We start from the raw sequence: 19,951 nt of genomic DNA on the forward strand, positions 1-19,951 counted from the left end.
CGCCATCTTTTTCCACATGATTGAACACGCTTTAAACCTAAAATATCTATATTAAATCCACATTCTTCGAATATTTTTCGTGGAAATTTTCCATTTTTATTTTCCATAATAAATAATCTTTTAAATTCATCAGTATATGTAATTCCTTTACAACTAACCTTTTTTACAAATTTATTTTCAGATAGTATCGCTATTTCATTTTCAGTAAATATTTTTTTACTCATTACAGTTCTCCTAATATCAATTATTCTTTATTTAATTATACACAAAAGTACCCTACGGGATAGACTTTTTTTAGAGTGTCTATTCTATAGGGTACATTTTACATTTTAATTCATGTCTGGCTCTTTATATTATTTTCCCAATACTTCATACTTTTTAGATTTAAATATAAAATCCATAATTAGAAATCCGATGAATGCTATCAGTATGTTAGCAGTAACATTATTCCAATAAATAGTTGCTGCAATATCAGGTACATTTTCAGTTGCTGATACTAAAAGTGATAAAAGCCCTGCATATTGTTTAAAAGCCAATTGCGAAGTTGTACCTATAGAAAAAAATACTCTTCCTTGGTCAATTATATTTAGCTTCATTATTTGGTACAGCCCCATATGAACTATTATTAGTATAGCAATCATAATAATTTTACTTAATACTTTATTACTTATAAGCTTAGATAATGCTATAGCTAATCCTAATATAATAATTCCACTAATAGCAGATACTATTCTAGGTATTATGAAATAAATAGTACAAACTATTGGTTTACTGGATATTAAAATTCTATTATGATAAATTCCTTGAGGAGTAAATAGTTCGTATATTAATGAACATGACCATATTAATATTATTGAAATAGAAAATACTAATAACTTTAATAAAAATATATTAGATGTTTTAGTTGGTATCATATTATTTAAAATATTATTTCCTATATAGAATTCTTTGTATAGATCAATAAAAATATATATAGGAACTAAAGTCCATATAATAGTAGATATCTGAAAGCACATATGAATATATTTATCGTAATCAACTAATACAAAAAAACTTGTAATTAAGTTAATAATTATACAAATTCCAAGAAAAATATAATGTTTTCTAATTTCTATTTTAAATAAATTTAAATACATTTATATTATCTCCTTAAATAAATCTTGAATAGATTTTTTATATTTATTTTTTAAATTCAACACATCTCCATGTAATATGGTTTTACCATCATTTATAAAAACAACCTCATTAAATAAATATTCTATATCATTTATCAAATGTGTACTTATAAGTATTGAACTATTCTTATCAAAATTTTTGAGAATAATTTCTATTATTTTATCTCTTGTTACTACATCTACAGCAGCTAGTGGTTCATCTAATATAAAAAGTTTGGATTTTCTTGAAAAGGTTAAACTTATATTTAACTTTTCTTGCATACCTTTGGACAAAGATTTTATTTTCTGTTTAGAATCTAAGTTTAAAGTATTTATCATTGAATATGCTTTTACATCATCAAAATCTTCAAAAGATTTTTTAAAAAAATTAATAGCTTCAGCTATAGACATCCATTGATAAAGAAATTCCCTATCTGGTAAGTAGGCTACTATTTTTTTAGTATCAACACCGGGAGATTTTCCATCAATGGTAATTTGACCACTATTATAATTTAATAGTGAAGCTATAACCTTTATTAAGGTAGTTTTACCTACACCGTTTGGTCCAAGCAACCCAATAATTTTTCCTTTTGGGATTTTAAGATTTAAATTATTTAAGACAATTTTATTTCCATACTTTTTAACTAAATCATTACATTCTAATATATAATCCATATTGCCTCCTTATTAAATTACTTAGAATAATATTTAATACATTTGTCAGTAATAAAATATGAAGCTAAAAATCCAAGTGTTAAAGATACATACATAACTACTAAAGTATCTTCAGCATAGCTTTGACCAAATATAAGGGCCATTAAAAGACCTAAAAATATAGCTACAATAAATTTAAGAATATATTCAAAGGGTTTAAACATAATTAAGAATCCAGTTTTTTCAAGAGAATTTCGCTTAAAAAAGTATATGGAAAGAGCATAAGTTACAATACAAGTTAAAATTAAAATTATAATTTTAATTTGAAAATTTTTGTAATATGAAACCCGAGTTGTATATTCACCTAACTTTTGTATAGAATAATCTGGAAAACTCATAAAATAAATCATAACTTTTTCAAGTATATAGGGAATGTCTTTAGGGTAAATAGGATTTTTATAATGTGATAATATAAAGTCAATGCTCATAACAATACATGCACCAGGAATTCCTAGTACAAGAGCACCTATTATACTAGCAGTTATATTCTGTCCCATAATAGTCTGTATAAAAAATATAAAAGAAAATATAGCTGTGAAGGTTAGTATATTTATAATAAACCATTGAAAAACTATAATATATGGATCGTTAATCCAATTTGTATTTTTAAAGTAAAATATACTTATTAATATAAAAGTTATAAAAAAAGGTATGGATATGGAGAACATTCCTGCAATCCATTTTATTTTTACTATTTCTTCTCTTTTAAAAGGCATAGATGCAGTAAAAGAATAAGTAGAGTTATTTCTTTCGTTTTTAAAAAGTACAATCAATAATATTACAACAAAAATAGTTATTACAATCATATCTTGATCTGAGTATAATAAATTATTTTTAAACCAATATGCCATTTCAGCCTTAAAAGGGGTCATATTCCCTGGCGAAATATCAGTAAAATTAGTTATGTTAGACTTAATAGTGTTTAAAATTGGACTAAAAATTAGTAACTTAAATTTAATTAGGTATAGTAACAAAATAAGAGAAATCCACCTAGCACTTTTAAAGTCTTTATAAAATAGCGGATTATGCAAGAATTTTTTCATTGTGTTCATCCTCCTCTACAGAATAAATAAACATATCCTCAAGACTTAAATCTAGCTCTTCTATAAATAGGGCACTCATAGATTTAAGTTTTTCTTCCAATTCTTTAGAAAACTTCTTTGTAATCACATAGTTAACTCTTCCTATGGATTCAATGGTTAATACTTCATCCCATGATTGTATATCTTTAGGCACATTATCTTTAAATACAACTTGAAGTTTCTTTATATTATGTTTCATATCATCTATGTTGTTTACATAGGAAATAGTTCCTTTATTTATAAATGCTACATTGTCACATATACGCTCCAAATCTCCTAAGTGATGAGAAGATATAAATATTGTAGTGTTGTTTTTAGCAACATCGTCTAAAAGTATATTTATAACTTTTTTCTTTATAACAGGATCCAGACCAGAAGTAGGTTCATCTAAAACTAAAATTTCTGGCATAATACTTAAATTAAGCATTAAGGATAATCGCATTTTCATACCCTTTGAAAGTTCTTTTATTCTTTTATCTATAGGAATTTTAAATGTTTTATTTAATTCATTAAATCTATTCATAGAAAATTTCTTATAGGTTAGTTTAAAAAACTTGATCATTTCAGATACTTTAAAACTTGGAATATATTGATTTTCATCAGCTACATATCCTATTTTTTCTTTGATTTTTGTATTTTCAAATACTTCTTCGTTAAATATTTTTATATTTCCGCTATCAACTTTATAAATACCAGTTATACATTTAATTAAAGTAGTTTTACCAGCACCATTTTCGCCTATAAGTCCAAATATACTTCCTTTACTTACATTTAAGTTTACATTATTTAATATAAGTTTATTCCCCAATTTCTTATTAACATTGCTAATTTCAAGCATTTAATCACATCCTTTCAAAATCCTTATATAATTCATCTAAAATATTAATAAATTTTTCTTTATCAACGCCCATATAAAGAGCTTCTATAATGAGTTTTTTTAGTTCTTCCTTTATAAATTTTAATTTATCATCATCCATTTTAGGTTTATAATTACGGGATACATAAGTACCCCTCCCCCTTATAGTTTCTATAGTTTTTTGCCGTTCTAGTTCTTGGTATGCTTTGCTTACAGTGTTTGGATTTACTGTAAGTAAAGAAGACATTTCTCTTACTGAAGGAAGTTTATCTCCGGGTTTTAATATACCTTTTAATATATTTTCTTTAATTTGATCTACAATCTGTTGATATATGGATTTACTACTTCTACTATCTATGTTAATCAATATTTCACCTCTTTTCTAAAAGTGTATTGTGTGTGTTATTATTATTAGTACACTTGATACACTTATAATAATATTTTAATGAAGCATTGTCAAGGGAATTTCTATTTTTATATATACTGAAATATTTTTGTAGCATATAATTTTATAGATGGTGTATAATCTAAAGTATAGTTTATATATGGAGTGGTTAATTATGGAGAAAGAAGTAAAAGCTATACTAGATAATGTAAGTGTGTTTTCAAATATATACGATATGGTAAGAATAATTGATCCTATAGCTAAAAAAATAGTTTATTGTTATAAGAAAGAAGATAAGAAGTTAGAATCTAAATGTTACTCATTTTGGAAAAAAGGAGAGAGCTGTGATAACTGCATATCTATGAGAACTATAAATGAGAGCAAGACTTTTGTAAAAATAGAATATAGTAAAGATAATAAAATATATATGATAACTTCTTCTATGATTAAACATGGAAATAAAAAATTTGTTATAGAACTTGTTAAAGATATAATGGGAACAGGAATTATTGAGGACGTAGAAAATGCGACTGAATGTGAGATATATGATTACATAAAAGAAAAAAATAACCGTATAATAAAAGATCCTTTAACAGAAGTATATAATAAGCTTTTTATAAAAGAAAGATTACCAGTTGATTTATTTAATGCAAAGTTAAATAATATACCATTATCTATAATGTTAATTGATATTGACTATTTTAAAGAAATAAATGACACCTATGGTCATATTGCAGGAGATTTTGTTCTAAAACAATTTTCTAAACAATGTAGGGAGTTAATAAAAGAATATGATGGATGGATGAGTAGATATGGTGGAGATGAATTTTTAATAGCATTAAGAGATGTAGATAGAAAAAAGGTATTAAAAATATCAAAAGAAATTATAAGTAAAACTAGAGAGTGGACTTTATGTTATAAAAATTCTTGTATAAGAATGAGTATAAGCATTGGAATTTATATATATGAAGGAGAGAATATAGATTATGTTGAATTAATAGACAGAGCAGATAAAAATATGTATAATGCAAAAGAAATGGGAAGAGACAGGATAGTGAGTAACTAATAGGTAAAAAGCATATATTGTGTAATTATTTTTACACAATATATGCTTTCATTTATTTAAACACTTTATTTTTTAATTTAAGTCCAGCAGGTGTTGTTGCAAGACCGCCTAAAGCAGTTTCTCTAAGTTCCATAGGTAATTGTCTACCCACTTTATACATAGCTAAAACTGTATCATCAAAAGGTATAGCACTTTTAACACCAGCCATAACCATATCAGCAGAGGTAAGAGCACTTACAACACCAGCGGCATTTCTTTTAGCACAAGGTATTTCTACAAGACCTGCTACAGGGTCACAGACTAATCCTAATATGTTCTTTATAACTATAGCAGCTGCATCTAAAGATTGATCAACAGTTCCGCCCATAAGTTCTACAATGGAAGCTGCGGCCATAGCAGCAGCAGAGCCACATTCAGCTTGACATCCTCCTTCAGCACCTGCTAAGGTAGCATTCTTAGCTATTATAACTCCTACAACTGAAGCGGTAAATAATGCATTAACTAAATCTTCATCTGATTTATTTAATGCTTCACCAGCAGAGATTAATGCAGCAGGTAATATACCACAAGAACCAGCAGTGGGACAAGCCACAATTTTACCCATGGCAGCATTTACTTCAGAAGAAGACAATGCTCTAGCCATAGCTTTAACTATGAGAGAACCTGTTAATGTGTTTTTATCTTCTGAATATTTATTTAATTTATAGGCATCTCCACCAATGAGACCACTTACGGATTTAACTTCTTTTTCTAGACCTAAGTTGGCAGATTGTTTCATTACTTGAAGTGTTTTGTTCATTTTATCTATTAAGAAATCTTTGGTTTCCCCAGTTTCTTCAAGTTCTACATTTAATCCATATTCCCATATTTTTAGATTTTTTTCCTTACATATATCTATTAACTCTAAACCAGTATTAACAAACAATTAAAGCTCTCCTTCCCCCATTGGGTTTATTATTTTTATACTATGTATTTCTGGAATTTTTTTTAGTTTTTCAATAGTAGCTTGAGGAATTACATTATCTGTTTCCAAAGCCATGGTAGCCATAGAACCTTTGCTATTTCTATATAATTTCATGGTACCTATATTTAAATTATCCTTATACATAATTGTACTAATTTTAGAAATTACTCCAGGAGTATCTTTATGCTTTGTCATTAGAGTAGGATAATCTCCTTTAAATTCAACTTCTTGGCCATCTATATCAAAAATAATTATATTTCCGCCACCTATAGAAGAACCAATTACACTACAGGTAGAATCATCTTCTTTTGTAATAACAAATTTAACAGTATTGGGATGAACATTTTCTAATTCTATTTCAGAAAATGATATATCAAGTCCTTTTTCCTTAGCGATTTCAAAAGAGTTTTTTAGGCAATCATCCCAAGGATCCATTCCAAGTATTCCAGCAACTAATGCTTTGTCAGTTCCATGACCTTTGTATGTTTTGGCAAAGGAACCATGCAACTGAAATTCTACTTTTTTTATTTTTTCACCAGCAATAGATGCGGCTAGCTTTGCAAGTCTTGCTGCACCAGCGGTGTGAGAACTAGACGGACCTATCATTATAGGACCAACTATATCGAATACACTAAAATTTCTACTCATTAAAAAATCCCCCTTAATGATTTATAAATAGGCTTACAATATATTATATATTATAGACTATTTTATAAAATAAATAAATCCCATGATAATTTCTCACAGGATTTATTTGTTAAGTTATAGTTTATTTAGTTTCTTCTAATGGCATTAAAAGGTTATTAAGAAATTGAAAATAGTCTAATGAATTGTCTTTATTTGTATTTGGTAAAGATACTTTTATACTATCATCATTTATATTGGATATAGAATTTTTAAAGTCTATTTTCATTCCAACTTCTCCCTTAGCAGTAGGTATAAAGTTTTTGAAGTTAACATTTATATCTATACTTCCTTCAGAAGATATAGGAATATTTCTGTTATCTAGGTAGAACTTCATTTTTATACCATCATTACCTAACAGATTTAAAGATTTAAACCCATCTATTATTTGGTGCATAGTTAAAGAACTCTTAGGTCCATTATTTAATAAATTATCTATACTAGCTTCCATTTCTTTTTTTATTTCCAACATTTCATCTTTATTTAATCCTTCAAAGTTCATAGATTCCATATATATATTCATATAGGATTTAAGGAAAGTTACCACTTCTTTATCTTGAAGTAAATTTAATACGTTATTTCCACCATATCTTAAAAGAGTACTTAAACTTTCATTATTTAAAGCTATTGAGTAACAAGTTGCTTTTCTTCCATCTTTTAAAGTAACAGCACCTTCATTTTTAACTACATCCAAATTAGGATTAAATTCAGCAGCAAATCTAAGAGATATCTTTTCCATAAGCTTTTCATTATCTTTTAAGAAAGATACTAATTTACTTGAATCCATTTTAAATCCTGTTTTACCATCTTCACCAGGCAGAGACATATTGGATAGATCTAAAGTTATATAATCTTTATTTTTTAGTTGATCAAAGGATGCATCTTCTACATTTTTAAGTAAATCCTTTGGTATACCATAGGTTACTTTCATATCTGGTTTCACTTTATTTGAAGTATCGACTTCAGCCCACATAGGGAAAGATAAATCTTTATCCTTCATTGTTCCACCTAATTTTAGAGTAGCTGTAAATTCTTGTTTAGCTTTATCTTTTGAATCAGCTTCTAATTTACCAGTGGTTTTTAAAGTTATAGTATCTCCTATTTCTTTAGTGAAAGCATTAAAGCCTGTTTGAATATCACTAGGAAGATTTTTAGAAGTAAATTTTATAGTAACGTCAGACTGAGTTGCACAACTTTTTATTTCTTCAGCCTTTGATAATTTATCCATAAATTCACCAGCAGCTTTTGAAGGTTCTTTAACTGAATTTAATGTACTTTCTATAGATTTATTTACAGATCCTTCTAGTCCAAGTATGAAAAAGTTTTTATAGTCTGTAGATGCTAAATAGTCCTTTTCATTTTGGAAGTTCTTATTATTAGTAAGTACTATAGGAGCGTTATACTTACCTGCAAGGGCACTTCCAGATAGAGCGTCAGCAAAATCCATACCAGATGCTACAAATGCATTGTTAGATTTTACATTAAAGGCTTTATTTATAAGAATATTTGTTTCAAATCTATCCTTGCCATATATTCTAACAACATCATCCATTTTTAAATTTTTGTTTATTTTATATAATTCCTCTTGTACTTTTTGAGAAACTATATTCTCTGATCCTATGATGTATACTTTTGATGGTTGTAATTTAGTTAATTGAGCTTTTAGATTACTTGGTATAGTATCCTTAGTTGTCATTATAACAGGATAGTCTTTTATAGCAGATATACTAGAAACACTTAAAGAATCTGCAAAGCCATATCCATTAACTAAGAAAACAGGAGTGCCCTTTGAAACATTTATTTCATTTAAAACACTATTATTTGTTTCAAATCTGTCCTTGCCACTTAATCTTTTAAATTTAAAACCTGATTTTTTTACATGAGCTTCAACATCTTTGTTTACAGATGCCTCTCCGCCAAGAAAATAAACAGTACCAGATTTACTCAAATGCTTGTCCATATAATTGAAAGCATCTTTGTATTGGTCAGCACTACCTCCTACTAAAAGTATAGGTGCATTTAATTTTTTGGATAATAAACTTGACACCAAAGCATCAAAAGGACCTTTACCACTAGCTAAAATTACTTTATCCACGGAACCTTTTGAATATTTTTCAGCTATAAACCTAGCAGTTTCATAGCGGTTTTTTCCTCCCAATCTGTTATCTACTTTAGCTTGAACCATAGTTAAATTTGTAGTAGCAATTATAGTTGCTAAAGCAGTAGAAGAAAGGGCTTTATTAAGTTTTTTCATTGTAGAACCTCTCCTTTACCAAAAATTAATAAATAATACATTATAACTTAATTATTATATATTGACACCTATATGACAAGGGGTTTATGAAGAATTTAAGAAATTAAAAATAATTTGACAATAAGATTGATAAAAATTTAACTGTATGATAAAGTTTACTTAGGGGTGTTTTTATGATTGAAATAAGTATATGTGCTGAAAGTGAGTGTCATTTAAAGGGGTGCGCTTTATATAGGGGTGCACTTTATATAATAGAGAGTCTTAAAAAGTTGAAGATAAAAGTTATTCTATTAACAAGTAAAATTAGGAATCTTCAAGCTTGATAATTCCACAATTTCCTAGAGCAATTCTATATAAAATCTAAATCCGATATATTTAAAAATCTAATATGTCCTTTAAGTGTTTAACATTTCCTCTGCTAATTGGAATTTCTGTATTTTTATCATCCTTCATTACTAATTTGTAAGTGCCATTAAACCAAGAGAATAGTTCTTTTATGTTATTTAAATTTACTAAATAGCTTCTGTGGGCTCGGAAAAACTTAGTTTTTTTCTGTAATTTGTTTAAAGTATAATTACTTATATATTCTTTGTTATAGGTTTTAACATATACTTTATCTTTTTCTGTATAGCAAAAATAAATTTGGGAGAGAGGAACTAATATTATTTTTCCATAGTGCTCACATGGAATCTTTTCTATTAAATTTTCCTCTGAATGTAATTTGTCTAATAACTTATCTAAAATTTTTGGAATATCTTCATCAGACTTTTTTTGCTCTACTATTTCTAATAGTCTATTTACTGCCATATTTATTCTCTCTTCTTCAAAGGGTTTTAAAATATAATCTAGTGCATGTATCTCAAAGGCTTTTAAGGCATATTTATCATAGGCAGTAATAAATATTATTTCTATATTTTCATTCCAAGTTTTTATTTCTTTAGCTAATTCCATGCCATTTTTAGAAGGCATACTTATATCTAAAAATACTCCATGAGGATTTAAGTTTTTTATAAGTTCTAGTCCTTTTATTCCATCATGTGCTATGCCTACTATATTAATAAAGTTATAGTTTTTAAGCATATAATTTAATTCATCTGCAGAAGGAATTTCATCTTCTATTATTACACAATTTATTTTGTTCATAAATTCATCTCCTTAGGTATTGAAAAAGATATAGAAGTACCTTTATTAGGGTTGCTTTTTATATTTATTTTATAGTCTTCTCCGAAGAGAAGTTTTAGCCTTTCATTTACATTGTTTAGTCCTATACCAGTAGAAAAAGAATGTATCTTTTTAAGATCAGTTTCTTTCATACCAACTCCATTATCTTTTACAATAAAATTTAAATTTTCATTAGAGGAGTAAGCCTCTATAATAACTGTTCCACCAGAGGGTTTAGGTAAAATTCCATGATTTATAGAGTTCTCTACTAGAGGTTGTAATAAAAAAACAGGAATTTTATAGTTTAATAAATTTTTAGGGAAATTTATATTCACTTTTAATCTTTCTCCAAAACGTGCGTTTTCTATAGAAAGATAAGAATTTAAAAAATCATACTCTTCTTTAATTGTAATAAAATCTTCTTCTCTTTTCAAAGTCTGTCTAAAGTAGCTAGATAAATTTAGTATAAGTTCTCTTGCTTTATTAGGGTTTGTTCTGCAAAAAGAGGAAATAGTGTTTAGTGCATTAAATAAAAAATGAGGGTGTATTTGAGCTTTTAATGCTTTAAATTCAGCTACATAAACTTCATTGGCTATTTTATTTAATTTGTAAAGCTTTAATTGATTAGAGAGCAATGTGCTTAATTGCTTAACAAACAATGTAAAATATTTATCTACAAAACTTTCGGATACTATATTTAAGCCAATTACTAATTCTAAATTATTTTCATCATATATTGGAATACAAAAAAATATATTTTCAACTGTTTCAGATGAAGAGTCTCTATATTTAATTATTTTATAGTCAGCAGATTTATAGTAATTTTTTAAGGATTCATTTAAAAGATTAGAATTTATATCTTCTCCATAATATGAGATCATTTTTTTAGTATCTGCAATAAAAACACTTTCAAAGGAAGTATTTTGCCAAATGATTTTTGCTATTTTTTCAGAATTATCTTTGTGAAAACCCTTTTTAAAGTAATTTAGAGTTTTTTCAGCTATATTTAAAGCTTTTTGTGCCTCTGTGGCACCTATTCTGTTATATTGCTCTAAGGCATCTTTTGTAATATATACAAAAACGAAAACTCCTACAGAATTTATAATTATCATAGGTAGAGCAAAAATTTTTTCTAATTGTAGGGCATGATTAAAGGGTTTGGATAAAATAAGTATTATAATCATTTCCAATATTTCTGCAATTATTGTGGTTATAAAAGCAAGTTTTGGATTAAGGGTTTTAGATTTAGAGTGTTTTCTGGCTAAACCACCACAAATTCCTCCCATTATTGTGGCTACTGCACAGGCTAATGCTGTAAAGCCCCCTACATAATACCTTTGTAAACCTGCAATAAGTCCTACACATATACCAACCAGAGGGCCACCTAAATATCCAGCAGTTATAGCTCCTATGGGGCGAGTATTAGCTATGGCATGGGGATTTAAATTAATTAATGTAGATTTATTAAAACTAGCTGGGGCCATAGAATCTATATTAACTCCAGTGTAGGTACCCAATATGGATAGAAGACTGAAAAAAACTATTAAAGCAAGTTTATTAAATTCTTTATCTAAGCAAAAAAGTTTTTTAGATATGTAGTACTGATTGAAAATATAGGCGGATAAAGCTATTGTAGACATACTACCTAAAAGTTGTATATATATCATTAATATCATCCTTTCAAGAAAGTTACATAACTATTATACAATAAAGAATACAAAATTAAGTGTTATTGAACCTATATAAAATGCATTTGAACCTTAAGTTTTGTTATTTCAAGGATAATATATATTATTTTAGAGGTATAATTATTAAAATTAATATGAAAACTTTATTAAAAGGTTTTCATATTAATTTTAATCAAAGGGGGATAATGATTAATGGTAACATTTATTTTATCTATTATCGCATTAATAGTTGGTTATTTTATTTATGGTACTGTTGTTGAAAAGATTTTCGGAATCGATGAAAATCGAGAGACACCAGCAGTAAGACTTGAAGATGGTGTGGATTATGTTCCTATGCCAGAATGGAAGATATTTTTAATACAGTTTTTAAATATAGCAGGTTTGGGACCTATATTTGGAGCTATATTAGGAGCTATGTTTGGACCAGCTGCATTTTTGTGGATTGTATTTGGTTCTATATTTGCAGGAGGAGTTCATGACTACTTCTCAGGTATGCTTTCAGTAAGACATAATGGTGCAAGTGTACCAGAAATCGTGGGTAAGTATTTGGGACAAGGCTTTAGAAATTTTATGAGAGTATTTTCAGTAGTACTTTTAATATTAGTTGGAGTAGTATTTGTTATGGGACCTGCAGACCTTCTAGCAGGATTAACACCAGAAAAGTTTGGTAGAAACTTTTGGTTATATATTATTTTCTTTTACTATATATTAGCTACTTTATTACCTGTTGATAAAATAATAGGAAAGATTTACCCTATTTTCGGGATATGTTTACTTTTAATGGCTGTTGGTGTAGCGGCAATGCTTATTATAAAAGGTTATCCAATTCCAGAAGCGACTCCTGCAAATTTATATAATATGCATAGTAAAGCTAGTACAATGCCAATATTCCCGGTATTATTTGTAACTATTGCCTGTGGTGCTATTTCAGGATTCCACTCTACCCAATCACCACTAATGGCCAGATGTATAACAAATGAAAGGCAAGGAAGAAGAGTATTTTATGGATCGATGATTGCAGAAGGAATAGTTGCATTAATATGGGCAGCAGCAGCTATGAGCTTCTTTGCAGGTCCAGGTGGAACTAATGGTGTGGGAAAGTTTAACGAAATTATGGCATCTAATGGAAATAATGCAGCTTGGGTAGTAAACGAAGTGTGTAATTCGCTATTAGGTAAAGTAGGAGGAATTCTTGCAATATTAGGAGTAGTTGCATGTCCTATAACTTCAGGGGATACAGCTTTTAGAAGTGCTAGATTAACTATAGCAGATTCATTAAAATATAAACAAGAAGATATTAAAAATAGACTATCTATAAGTATTCCTTTATTTATAATAGGATTTGTATTAACAAGAATAGATTTTAATATAATTTGGAGATACTTTGCATGGTCAAACCAAGCATTGGCTACAGTATTACTTTGGGCATCTGCTGTATATCTTGTAACAATTAAAAAAATCCATTGGATCGCATCTTTACCAGCAACATTTATGACTGCTGTAAGTGTAACTTATATAATGGTTGCTCCAGAGGGTTTTAAATTATCAACATCAATAGGATATCCAATAGGTATAATATCAGCAATAGTAGTATTTGCAATATTTTTATCCAAAGCAAAAAAAGAAAAAATGAAAATCTCTAATTCAAAAACCGCTTAGAATATATAAGAATAGACTGCTAAAATAAATATTAGCAGTCTATTCTTATATATAAAATAACAAAAGTGTATTGATACATTTGAATATATTTTTAAATCCCTTTATAATTGGAAATATAGGTTAAATAAAGGGGGAAATGTTATGGAAAGAAGGACTAGTACAAAACTAAAGACATTGCAAATGGTATATGTAGCACTTATGATAGCGGCTACTTGTGCAGCTACAATGAGCATAAGAATACCTACATTAACAGGTGGTTATGTTCATCCAGGAGATAGTATGGTGTTTTTAGCAGCTATAATACTAGGCAAAAAAAGTGGAGTGATTGCAGCAGCATTTGGTATGGCATTAGCAGATGTTTTCTCAGGATATATGATATGGGCACCCTTTACATTAATAATAAAAGGCATAATGGCATATATAACTGTCTCAATAGCATACAGACATAATTATGAGGGAAATAATATTAAAAATAATATATTTGCATTTTTAATAGCAGGCACATGGATGGTTGTAGCTTATTATTTAACTAGTGTTATAATTACAAGATTTATCTATGTACAAACAGCGACCATAACTGAAAGCTTATTTATAGCGTTAAAAGGTGTGCCAGGTAATATAGCACAGTTTATAGTAGGAATTGTCATAGCATTACCTTTAATTAAAGGAATAAAGACCTATACAATGAATAACCTTTAGTCAATGAACAACTAATAATGAACAATGAATAATTAAGGATAACTTTTCTTCACTATATTACGAAAAATTTTTAATTTTATTTGGAAGGCTCGTTAAGCTAAAGCTTAACATCGCTTATTTAGTTTAAAATTAAAGATTTTCTGTAGCAAATCGGAAGAAAATCCTCCTAAATTGTTTATTATTCATTATTCTTTGTTAATTATAAAAATGGTGTTGCAATTTTAAAATTAAAGTGCTATAATGTGAAACATAAATTAAATAAAGGTTCGGATGAAGGTAATAGGAGAGAGGTCTTTTGACCCACCGAAGATGCAAAAATCTTTCAGGTACCATTGTTTATGGCGAGGACTGTTATTGGACGAAACTCTGGAGAGACTCTTTTTTATAAAAGAGCACCGAAGGAGCAAGTTGGGTAAAACCAATGAAACTCTCAGGTAAAAGGACAGAGCGTAGAAGTGAAGTTTAAATCCAGAGGTCTACTTTTTGAGGACCTCTTTATTTTTTTAGTTGACATTTCTATTACAACTCTGTCCCCATTAAAAAACAAATATTTAATAGGAGGATGGAAAATGGAAAAGGCATTACAAATTTTTAACAAAATCGATTCATTGGTGTGGGGACCACCGCTATTAATTCTTCTCGTTGGTACAGGAATATACCTAAGTATAAGATTAGGATTCTTGCAAATTGGTAAACTCCCATTAGCATTTAAGTATTTATTTAAAAAAGATGATGATAGTAATGGAGAAGGAGATGTAACAAGTTTCCAAGCTCTTTGTACAGCTCTTGCTGCAACTATAGGAACAGGAAATATAGTAGGGGTAGCAACAGCAATTAAAGCAGGGGGACCTGGTGCTATATTTTGGATGTGGGTAGCAGCTTTCTTTGGTATGGCAACAAAATATGCAGAAGGATTACTTGCGGTAAAATACAGAGTTACTGATAAAAATGGTCAAATGTCAGGTGGACCTATGTATTATATAGAAAGAGGTTTAGGTAAAAAATGGCTTGCGAAAATGTTCGCTGTATTTGGAATAGGAGTTGCTTTCTTTGGAATAGGAACTTTTGCTCAAATTAATGCTATATCTGAGTCTTTAAAAGATTCCTTTGGAGTACCAGTAATATTAACAGGTATTATTATAACTATATTAGTAGCAAGTGTAACTCTTGGTGGAATTAATAGTATTGCAAAAGTTGCAGAGAAAATAGTACCATTTATGGCCACATTATATGTTTTAGCTTCAATAACAATAATAATAACTAATATAAAATTAGTTCCAATAGCAGTAAGTTTAATAATAAAAAGTGCTTTTAATCCAACAGCTGCTATAGGAGGAGCTTTAGGAATTACAGTTAGACAAGCTATACAAAATGGTGTAGCTAGAGGAGTTTTTTCTAATGAATCTGGATTAGGAAGTGCACCAATTGCATCAGCAGCCGCCAAGACTAAATCTTGTGTACGTCAAGGGCTAATATCTATGACCGGTACTTTTATAGACACTATTGTAATATGCACAATGACAGGAATCACATTAGTTTTAACTGGAATGTGGGAATCAGATTTAGCGGGAGCCGCTATGACTAATGCGGCTTTTGTGGAAGGCATGCCATTACCGATATTAGGTAAGTTTATAATAAGTGTAGGTTTAGCTTTCTTTGCATTTACTACTATACTAGGATGGAATTATTATGGTGAAAGATGTACTGAATATTTATTTGGAATAAAGGGTATTAAACCCTATAGATATACTTTTATAGCAATAGTGGCTATAGGAGGAATGTCCATACTTAAATTAGATTTAATATGGGTTATAGCAGATATTGTAAATGGTCTTATGGCAATACCTAATTTAATAGGACTTATAGGATTAAGTGGTATTGTAGTTAGCGAAACTAAGAAATATTTTAATAATATGGATGAAAAAGAAGTTGAAGAAGAGCCAAGAAGGGCTATTGCAAGATAATTTAATAAGAAAAATTTATTACAACCTATTTCAGAGTAGTATATTCTCTGAAATAGGTTGTTTTATTAATATTAAATTCATAAATAACGAACAAATCAATATAAAAAACTGTAAAAGAGTTATTTTAAAAAGAAAATTACGAATGATATGATAGAATAATAAAAAAATGTTGACTTATATCTTTAGAAATGCTAATATTAATACGTAATAATACTACTAATGTTCGTATTTATAAAATAGAAGGGATGATAAACTCATGGAACAATTAAAAGAAGATAATTTCCAAGGGAATAAAGAACCAAAAGGAAATGGAAATAGTTTTTTAGAATCATTTTTTAATCTATCAAAAAACAATACAACAGTTAGAACAGAGGTTATAGCAGGAATAACTACCTTTATAACAATGGCATATGTAATTTTTGTTAATCCTTCAATATTAATGCAAGCAGGTATGAACATGCAAGGGCTTTTAGGGGAAGATGCTGTTAAAGCAGGTATTAATGCTTTAAATGATGGCATGGTAGCATCTGTATTTGCAGCTACATGTATATCTGCGGCATTGGGAACCTTTATAATGGGATTCTATGCAAACCTACCTTTTGCTCAAGCACCAGGTATGGGGTTGAATGCTTTCTTTGCATTTAGTGTGTGTTTAACATTGGGATATACTTGGCAACAAGGGTTAGCAGCAATACTTATATCTGGTATTTTATTTATAATAATTACTTTAACATCTATTAGAGAAAAGATAGTAGATTCAATTCCTAGGAACTTAAAATTTGCTATATCAGCAGGAATTGGATTATTCATAGCACTTTTGGGATTTAAAAGTGGTGGGATTATAGTTGCAAATTCAGCTACATTAGTAAGCTTTGGAGATTTTACAAAACCAAATGTTATATTAACTTTAATAGGAGTGACAATAACAGCTATTTTAATGGCAAGAGGAGTAAAGGCGGCGATATTAATAGGAATATTAGCCACTACAATTATAGGAATACCTATGGGAATAACTAATGTGATTCCATTATCAGCACTAGTAAGTATGCCACCATCACTTGCTCCAACATTCTTAAAATTAGATTTACCTGGACTTTTAAATGCAAGTGGTACAGGGATATTTAGTTCCATTCTAAATATATTTATGGTAATTATATCTTTTAGTTTGGTTGACATGTTTGATACCATAGGAACATTAGTTGGAACGGCTCAAAAAGCTAATATGGTAGATGAAAATGGAAGACCTCGTAATTTAAATAAAGCTCTTATGGCAGACGCAGTTGCTACAAGTGTAGGTGCTCTTTTAGGTACAAGTACCGTTACTACTTATGTAGAGTCTACAGCAGGAGTATCTCAAGGAGGAAGAACAGGACTTACTTCGGTAGTTACAGGAATTATGTTTTTACTAGCTATGTTCTTTAGTGGATTAGTTGGAATAGTTCCAGCAGAAGCTACAGCACCAGCTCTTATTATAGTAGGAGTTCTTATGATGGGAGCAGTAACTAATATTGATTTTTCAGATTTTACAGAAGCATTACCAGCATTCTTTACTATATCTATAATGCCATTTACTTCAAGTATTGCAAATGGCATAGCTGCAGGATTAATATTTTATCCAATAGTGAAATTAGCAACAGGAAGAAGAAAAGAAATTCATCCAATTGTTTATATTTTAGCAATTTTGTTCATAATAAGATTTACAATACTTCCTAAATAGAAAATAAGTACAAGGACAATTTTGTCCTTGTATTTATTTTTTATAGTATTCTACCATCTGTTGAAATTATTATTTCTCTATAAGGTACTATAGTTTCACTTTTCAACATAGCATTTTTTGTAGCACTTACAATGCCACCACAACAAGGCACTTCCATTCTAACTACAGTTATGCTTTTTATATCATTTAATTTAAGAATTTCAGAAAGTTTTTCCTCATAATATTTATTATCGTCTAATTTAGGACATCCTATTACTGTTACATGATCTTTTATAAAATCATTATGAAAATTTCCATAAGCATAAGCTGTACAGTCAGCAGCTATAAGTAAATTGCAATTGTTTAAATAAGGAGCTTTTGTATTTATTAAATTTAACTGAACAGGCCATTGCATTAATTGAGAATTTACTTCAGTTTCTATATTAACTTTATTTAAGTTTTCTTTTTTAGGTAGATTAATTCTATTTATTGATTTGGCTGCTGTACCAGGACAACCACAGGGTAACTTTTCATCTAAGTTTTCCTTTGATTTCTTTTCTTCTATAGTTTTTTGAACTAATTCTTCATTATATTCCTTAGCTTCTCTTTCTATCATAGTTATAGCACCTGTTGGACATTCAGGTAAACAGTCACCTAATCCATCACAGTATTCATCACTAATTAGTTTTGCTTTTCCGTTAACCATTTCTATAGCACCTTCATGACAAGCAGTAGCACATAGGCCACATCCATTACATTTATTTTCATCTATATGAATTATCTTTCTAATCATAAATCTATCCTCCTAATTATTCACTGCTATTTATTGATTTTATAAGTACATTATATTAAAATAGAAGGTATAGGTCTGTAACGAATGTTACGTACAAAATAAAAAACTGCTGAGAAAATTAATTCTCAACAGTTTTAATATTATTTACCAGGTTTTGGTGAAGCTGCTGGTTGATTTTGTTGTTGGTTTTGCTGTTGTTGGTTTTGTGCCATATTTTGTTGTTGAGCATTTGGACTCATATTAGTAACCATTTCTGGTATCTTATCAATTAATTGTCCCATATTTCCTTTGCCATTTACAGGTAACATTGATACAGAACCTTTGTCAATAACTACTACAGCGTTAGTTGTTACTCTAGCTCCTAAACCAACGTTAGGGTCATTATTTGATGAATTGGGGTTAGGTTGTGCATTTTTTGCATTACCTGTTGCACTACCATAACCTAGAGCTACTGAAACTACAGGAACTAAAGTTTTATCCTCAACAACAAGTGGAGTTCCCATAACACTTTCTGTTTTAACAAAGTCTTTTAACCCTGAAAATATTGTATCCATGTTTTGTGAAAAGTTTACATTTTGACTCATTTTTCAAAGTCCTCCTTTATTTACTTTCATAAGAAAATTTTTTGTTATAATTTTTTCTATTTATATTTAATAATTTAATGATAGCTGAAGTTTTAAACTTCATTATTGTAGTTATATTAAAGTAATCTTCTTCCATATTAAAGTCAGGATTATTATGGAATACATCAAAGTTTATATATTGGGATAGTAAATTTATAATGCCATAAGTAACTCCTGTATTAGATGGGTCAGTAAAACTATAGGAAGTTTTAAGTTCTGCATAATCAGGTTTTAATTGTCTTAGCATAGAAATTAGATTTTTAATGTTTCCATTATTTTTATTTTTGAGAGGTCTTTTATAAATTTTTTTGTTAAAAATATATATATCAAGGTATATATCACCATTATTTGATACAATAGTACCTTTAAGAAAGGGATATAACCATGAAAACAAAATATTAAAATTAGGGATTTCATAAGAATTAACATTTCCTATGATTTTAACGGGATAAATATTTAATAATAATAAAAGTATTAAAATAACTATTAATAAAAATAAAAGTAAATAC

The 19,951-nt window shown here is 28.6% G+C and carries 19 protein-coding genes and 1 riboswitch; of the genes, 5 read left to right on the top strand and 14 right to left on the bottom strand.

All coding sequences use genetic code 11. The features are described 5' to 3' along the window. The 6 genes from B5D21_RS00010 to B5D21_RS00035 form a co-directional block, all read right to left on the bottom strand. On the bottom strand, positions 1 to 224 hold a 224-nt coding region (locus tag B5D21_RS00010), incomplete at its 3' end, for an HTH domain-containing protein (protein WP_341405284.1). Between the two features lie 129 nt (positions 225 to 353). Next, the gene (locus B5D21_RS00015) at positions 354 to 1,136 is read right to left on the bottom strand and encodes a hypothetical protein (protein WP_011100154.1); all 783 of its coding nucleotides are present in this window, start codon (positions 1,134 to 1,136) and stop codon (positions 354 to 356) included. Further along, positions 1,137 to 1,829, bottom strand: a complete 693-nt coding sequence (locus tag B5D21_RS00020; RefSeq protein WP_011100153.1) for an ABC transporter ATP-binding protein — start codon at positions 1,827 to 1,829, stop codon at positions 1,137 to 1,139. It lies immediately after the preceding gene. Positions 1,830 to 1,846: 17 nt separating this feature from the next. Continuing rightward, positions 1,847 to 2,911, bottom strand: a complete 1,065-nt coding sequence (locus B5D21_RS00025) for an ABC-2 transporter permease (RefSeq protein WP_035125006.1) — start codon at positions 2,909 to 2,911, stop codon at positions 1,847 to 1,849. Beyond that, entirely contained in the window at positions 2,892 to 3,788 is an 897-nt protein-coding gene (locus B5D21_RS00030) for an ABC transporter ATP-binding protein (protein WP_011100151.1), read from the bottom strand. The genes B5D21_RS00025 and B5D21_RS00030 overlap by 20 nt, the downstream gene beginning before the upstream one ends. Before the next feature lie 4 nt (positions 3,789 to 3,792). Then, a complete protein-coding gene (locus B5D21_RS00035; protein ID WP_011100150.1) occupies positions 3,793 to 4,173 on the bottom strand; it encodes a GntR family transcriptional regulator in 381 nt (126 codons plus the stop codon). 193 nt (positions 4,174 to 4,366) lie between these two features. Here B5D21_RS00035 and B5D21_RS00040 point away from each other — a divergent pair, with 193 nt between their 5' ends. Then, a complete protein-coding gene (locus B5D21_RS00040) occupies positions 4,367 to 5,257 on the top strand; it encodes a GGDEF domain-containing protein (protein WP_035125009.1) in 891 nt (296 codons plus the stop codon). Between the two features lie 52 nt (positions 5,258 to 5,309). On the opposite strand, the gene sdaAA is transcribed toward B5D21_RS00040, so the two are convergent. From sdaAA to B5D21_RS00065, 5 genes are all read right to left on the bottom strand, one after another. Further along, on the bottom strand, positions 5,310 to 6,182 hold the full coding sequence (sdaAA, locus tag B5D21_RS00045) for an L-serine ammonia-lyase, iron-sulfur-dependent, subunit alpha (protein ID WP_011100148.1): 873 nt from the start codon (positions 6,180 to 6,182) through the stop codon (positions 5,310 to 5,312). Next, positions 6,183 to 6,869 (bottom strand): L-serine ammonia-lyase, iron-sulfur-dependent subunit beta, encoded by a 687-nt coding sequence (gene sdaAB, locus B5D21_RS00050; RefSeq protein ID WP_011100147.1) that lies wholly within the window; start codon positions 6,867 to 6,869, stop codon positions 6,183 to 6,185. A gap of 121 nt (positions 6,870 to 6,990) precedes the next feature. After that, on the bottom strand, positions 6,991 to 9,159 hold the full coding sequence (locus B5D21_RS00055; protein WP_011100146.1) for a cell wall-binding repeat-containing protein: 2,169 nt from the start codon (positions 9,157 to 9,159) through the stop codon (positions 6,991 to 6,993). A gap of 375 nt (positions 9,160 to 9,534) precedes the next feature. After that, on the bottom strand, positions 9,535 to 10,302 hold the full coding sequence (locus tag B5D21_RS00060) for a LytR/AlgR family response regulator transcription factor (RefSeq protein ID WP_011100145.1): 768 nt from the start codon (positions 10,300 to 10,302) through the stop codon (positions 9,535 to 9,537). Beyond that, complete coding sequence (locus tag B5D21_RS00065; protein ID WP_035125011.1) at positions 10,299 to 11,987, bottom strand: LytS/YhcK type 5TM receptor domain-containing protein; 1,689 nt, start codon at positions 11,985 to 11,987, stop codon at positions 10,299 to 10,301. The genes B5D21_RS00060 and B5D21_RS00065 overlap by 4 nt, the downstream gene beginning before the upstream one ends. Before the next feature lie 213 nt (positions 11,988 to 12,200). On the opposite strand from B5D21_RS00065, the gene B5D21_RS00070 reads away from it, so the two are divergent. The 4 genes from B5D21_RS00070 to B5D21_RS00085 all read left to right on the top strand — a co-directional run bounded on the left by B5D21_RS00070 (position 12,201) and on the right by B5D21_RS00085 (position 18,047). Continuing rightward, positions 12,201 to 13,667 (top strand): carbon starvation CstA family protein, encoded by a 1,467-nt coding sequence (locus B5D21_RS00070; protein ID WP_011100143.1) that lies wholly within the window; start codon positions 12,201 to 12,203, stop codon positions 13,665 to 13,667. Between the two features lie 141 nt (positions 13,668 to 13,808). Then, the gene (locus B5D21_RS00075) at positions 13,809 to 14,366 is read left to right on the top strand and encodes an ECF transporter S component (RefSeq protein ID WP_011100142.1); all 558 of its coding nucleotides are present in this window, start codon (positions 13,809 to 13,811) and stop codon (positions 14,364 to 14,366) included. Between the two features lie 356 nt (positions 14,367 to 14,722). Beyond that, a riboswitch (glycine riboswitch) is annotated at positions 14,723 to 14,822 on the top strand. 113 nt (positions 14,823 to 14,935) lie between these two features. Further along, on the top strand, positions 14,936 to 16,330 hold the full coding sequence (locus B5D21_RS00080) for an alanine/glycine:cation symporter family protein (RefSeq protein ID WP_035109173.1): 1,395 nt from the start codon (positions 14,936 to 14,938) through the stop codon (positions 16,328 to 16,330). Between the two features lie 256 nt (positions 16,331 to 16,586). Beyond that, positions 16,587 to 18,047 (top strand): NCS2 family permease, encoded by a 1,461-nt coding sequence (locus B5D21_RS00085; protein ID WP_035109175.1) that lies wholly within the window; start codon positions 16,587 to 16,589, stop codon positions 18,045 to 18,047. 40 nt (positions 18,048 to 18,087) lie between these two features. On the opposite strand, the gene B5D21_RS00090 is transcribed toward B5D21_RS00085, so the two are convergent. The 3 genes from B5D21_RS00090 to B5D21_RS13995 form a co-directional block, all read right to left on the bottom strand. Further along, entirely contained in the window at positions 18,088 to 18,819 is a 732-nt protein-coding gene (locus tag B5D21_RS00090) for an ATP-binding protein (protein ID WP_011100139.1), read from the bottom strand. Positions 18,820 to 18,959: 140 nt separating this feature from the next. Further along, positions 18,960 to 19,403: a GerW family sporulation protein gene (locus B5D21_RS00095; protein WP_011100138.1), complete on the bottom strand. Its 444-nt coding sequence runs from the start codon at positions 19,401 to 19,403 to the stop codon at positions 18,960 to 18,962. A gap of 16 nt (positions 19,404 to 19,419) precedes the next feature. After that, complete coding sequence (locus tag B5D21_RS13995; protein ID WP_128993756.1) at positions 19,420 to 19,689, bottom strand: hypothetical protein; 270 nt, start codon at positions 19,687 to 19,689, stop codon at positions 19,420 to 19,422. Positions 19,690 to 19,951: the final 262 nt, after the last annotated feature.

It is taken from the genome of Clostridium tetani (assembly GCF_900167265.1).
Lineage (GTDB): Bacteria > Bacillota > Clostridia > Clostridiales > Clostridiaceae > Clostridium_G > Clostridium_G tetani.

Coding starts and splice junctions, on each gene's coding strand:
- B5D21_RS00095 (WP_011100138.1), bottom strand. CDS start 19,403: ATGAGTCAAAATGTAAACTTTTCACAAAACATGGATACAATATTTTCA.
- B5D21_RS00070 (WP_011100143.1), top strand. CDS start 12,201: ATGGTAACATTTATTTTATCTATTATCGCATTAATAGTTGGTTATTTT.
- B5D21_RS00040 (WP_035125009.1), top strand. CDS start 4,367: ATGGAGAAAGAAGTAAAAGCTATACTAGATAATGTAAGTGTGTTTTCA.
- B5D21_RS00065 (WP_035125011.1), bottom strand. CDS start 11,987: ATGATATATATACAACTTTTAGGTAGTATGTCTACAATAGCTTTATCC.
- B5D21_RS00085 (WP_035109175.1), top strand. CDS start 16,587: ATGGAACAATTAAAAGAAGATAATTTCCAAGGGAATAAAGAACCAAAA.
- B5D21_RS13995 (WP_128993756.1), bottom strand. CDS start 19,689: ATGCTAAGACAATTAAAACCTGATTATGCAGAACTTAAAACTTCCTAT.
- B5D21_RS00075 (WP_011100142.1), top strand. CDS start 13,809: ATGGAAAGAAGGACTAGTACAAAACTAAAGACATTGCAAATGGTATAT.
- B5D21_RS00015 (WP_011100154.1), bottom strand. CDS start 1,136: ATGTATTTAAATTTATTTAAAATAGAAATTAGAAAACATTATATTTTT.
- B5D21_RS00030 (WP_011100151.1), bottom strand. CDS start 3,788: ATGCTTGAAATTAGCAATGTTAATAAGAAATTGGGGAATAAACTTATA.
- sdaAB (WP_011100147.1), bottom strand. CDS start 6,869: ATGAGTAGAAATTTTAGTGTATTCGATATAGTTGGTCCTATAATGATA.
- B5D21_RS00090 (WP_011100139.1), bottom strand. CDS start 18,819: ATGATTAGAAAGATAATTCATATAGATGAAAATAAATGTAATGGATGT.
- B5D21_RS00025 (WP_035125006.1), bottom strand. CDS start 2,911: ATGAAAAAATTCTTGCATAATCCGCTATTTTATAAAGACTTTAAAAGT.
- B5D21_RS00080 (WP_035109173.1), top strand. CDS start 14,936: ATGGAAAAGGCATTACAAATTTTTAACAAAATCGATTCATTGGTGTGG.
- B5D21_RS00055 (WP_011100146.1), bottom strand. CDS start 9,159: ATGAAAAAACTTAATAAAGCCCTTTCTTCTACTGCTTTAGCAACTATA.
- B5D21_RS00020 (WP_011100153.1), bottom strand. CDS start 1,829: ATGGATTATATATTAGAATGTAATGATTTAGTTAAAAAGTATGGAAAT.
- B5D21_RS00060 (WP_011100145.1), bottom strand. CDS start 10,302: ATGAACAAAATAAATTGTGTAATAATAGAAGATGAAATTCCTTCTGCA.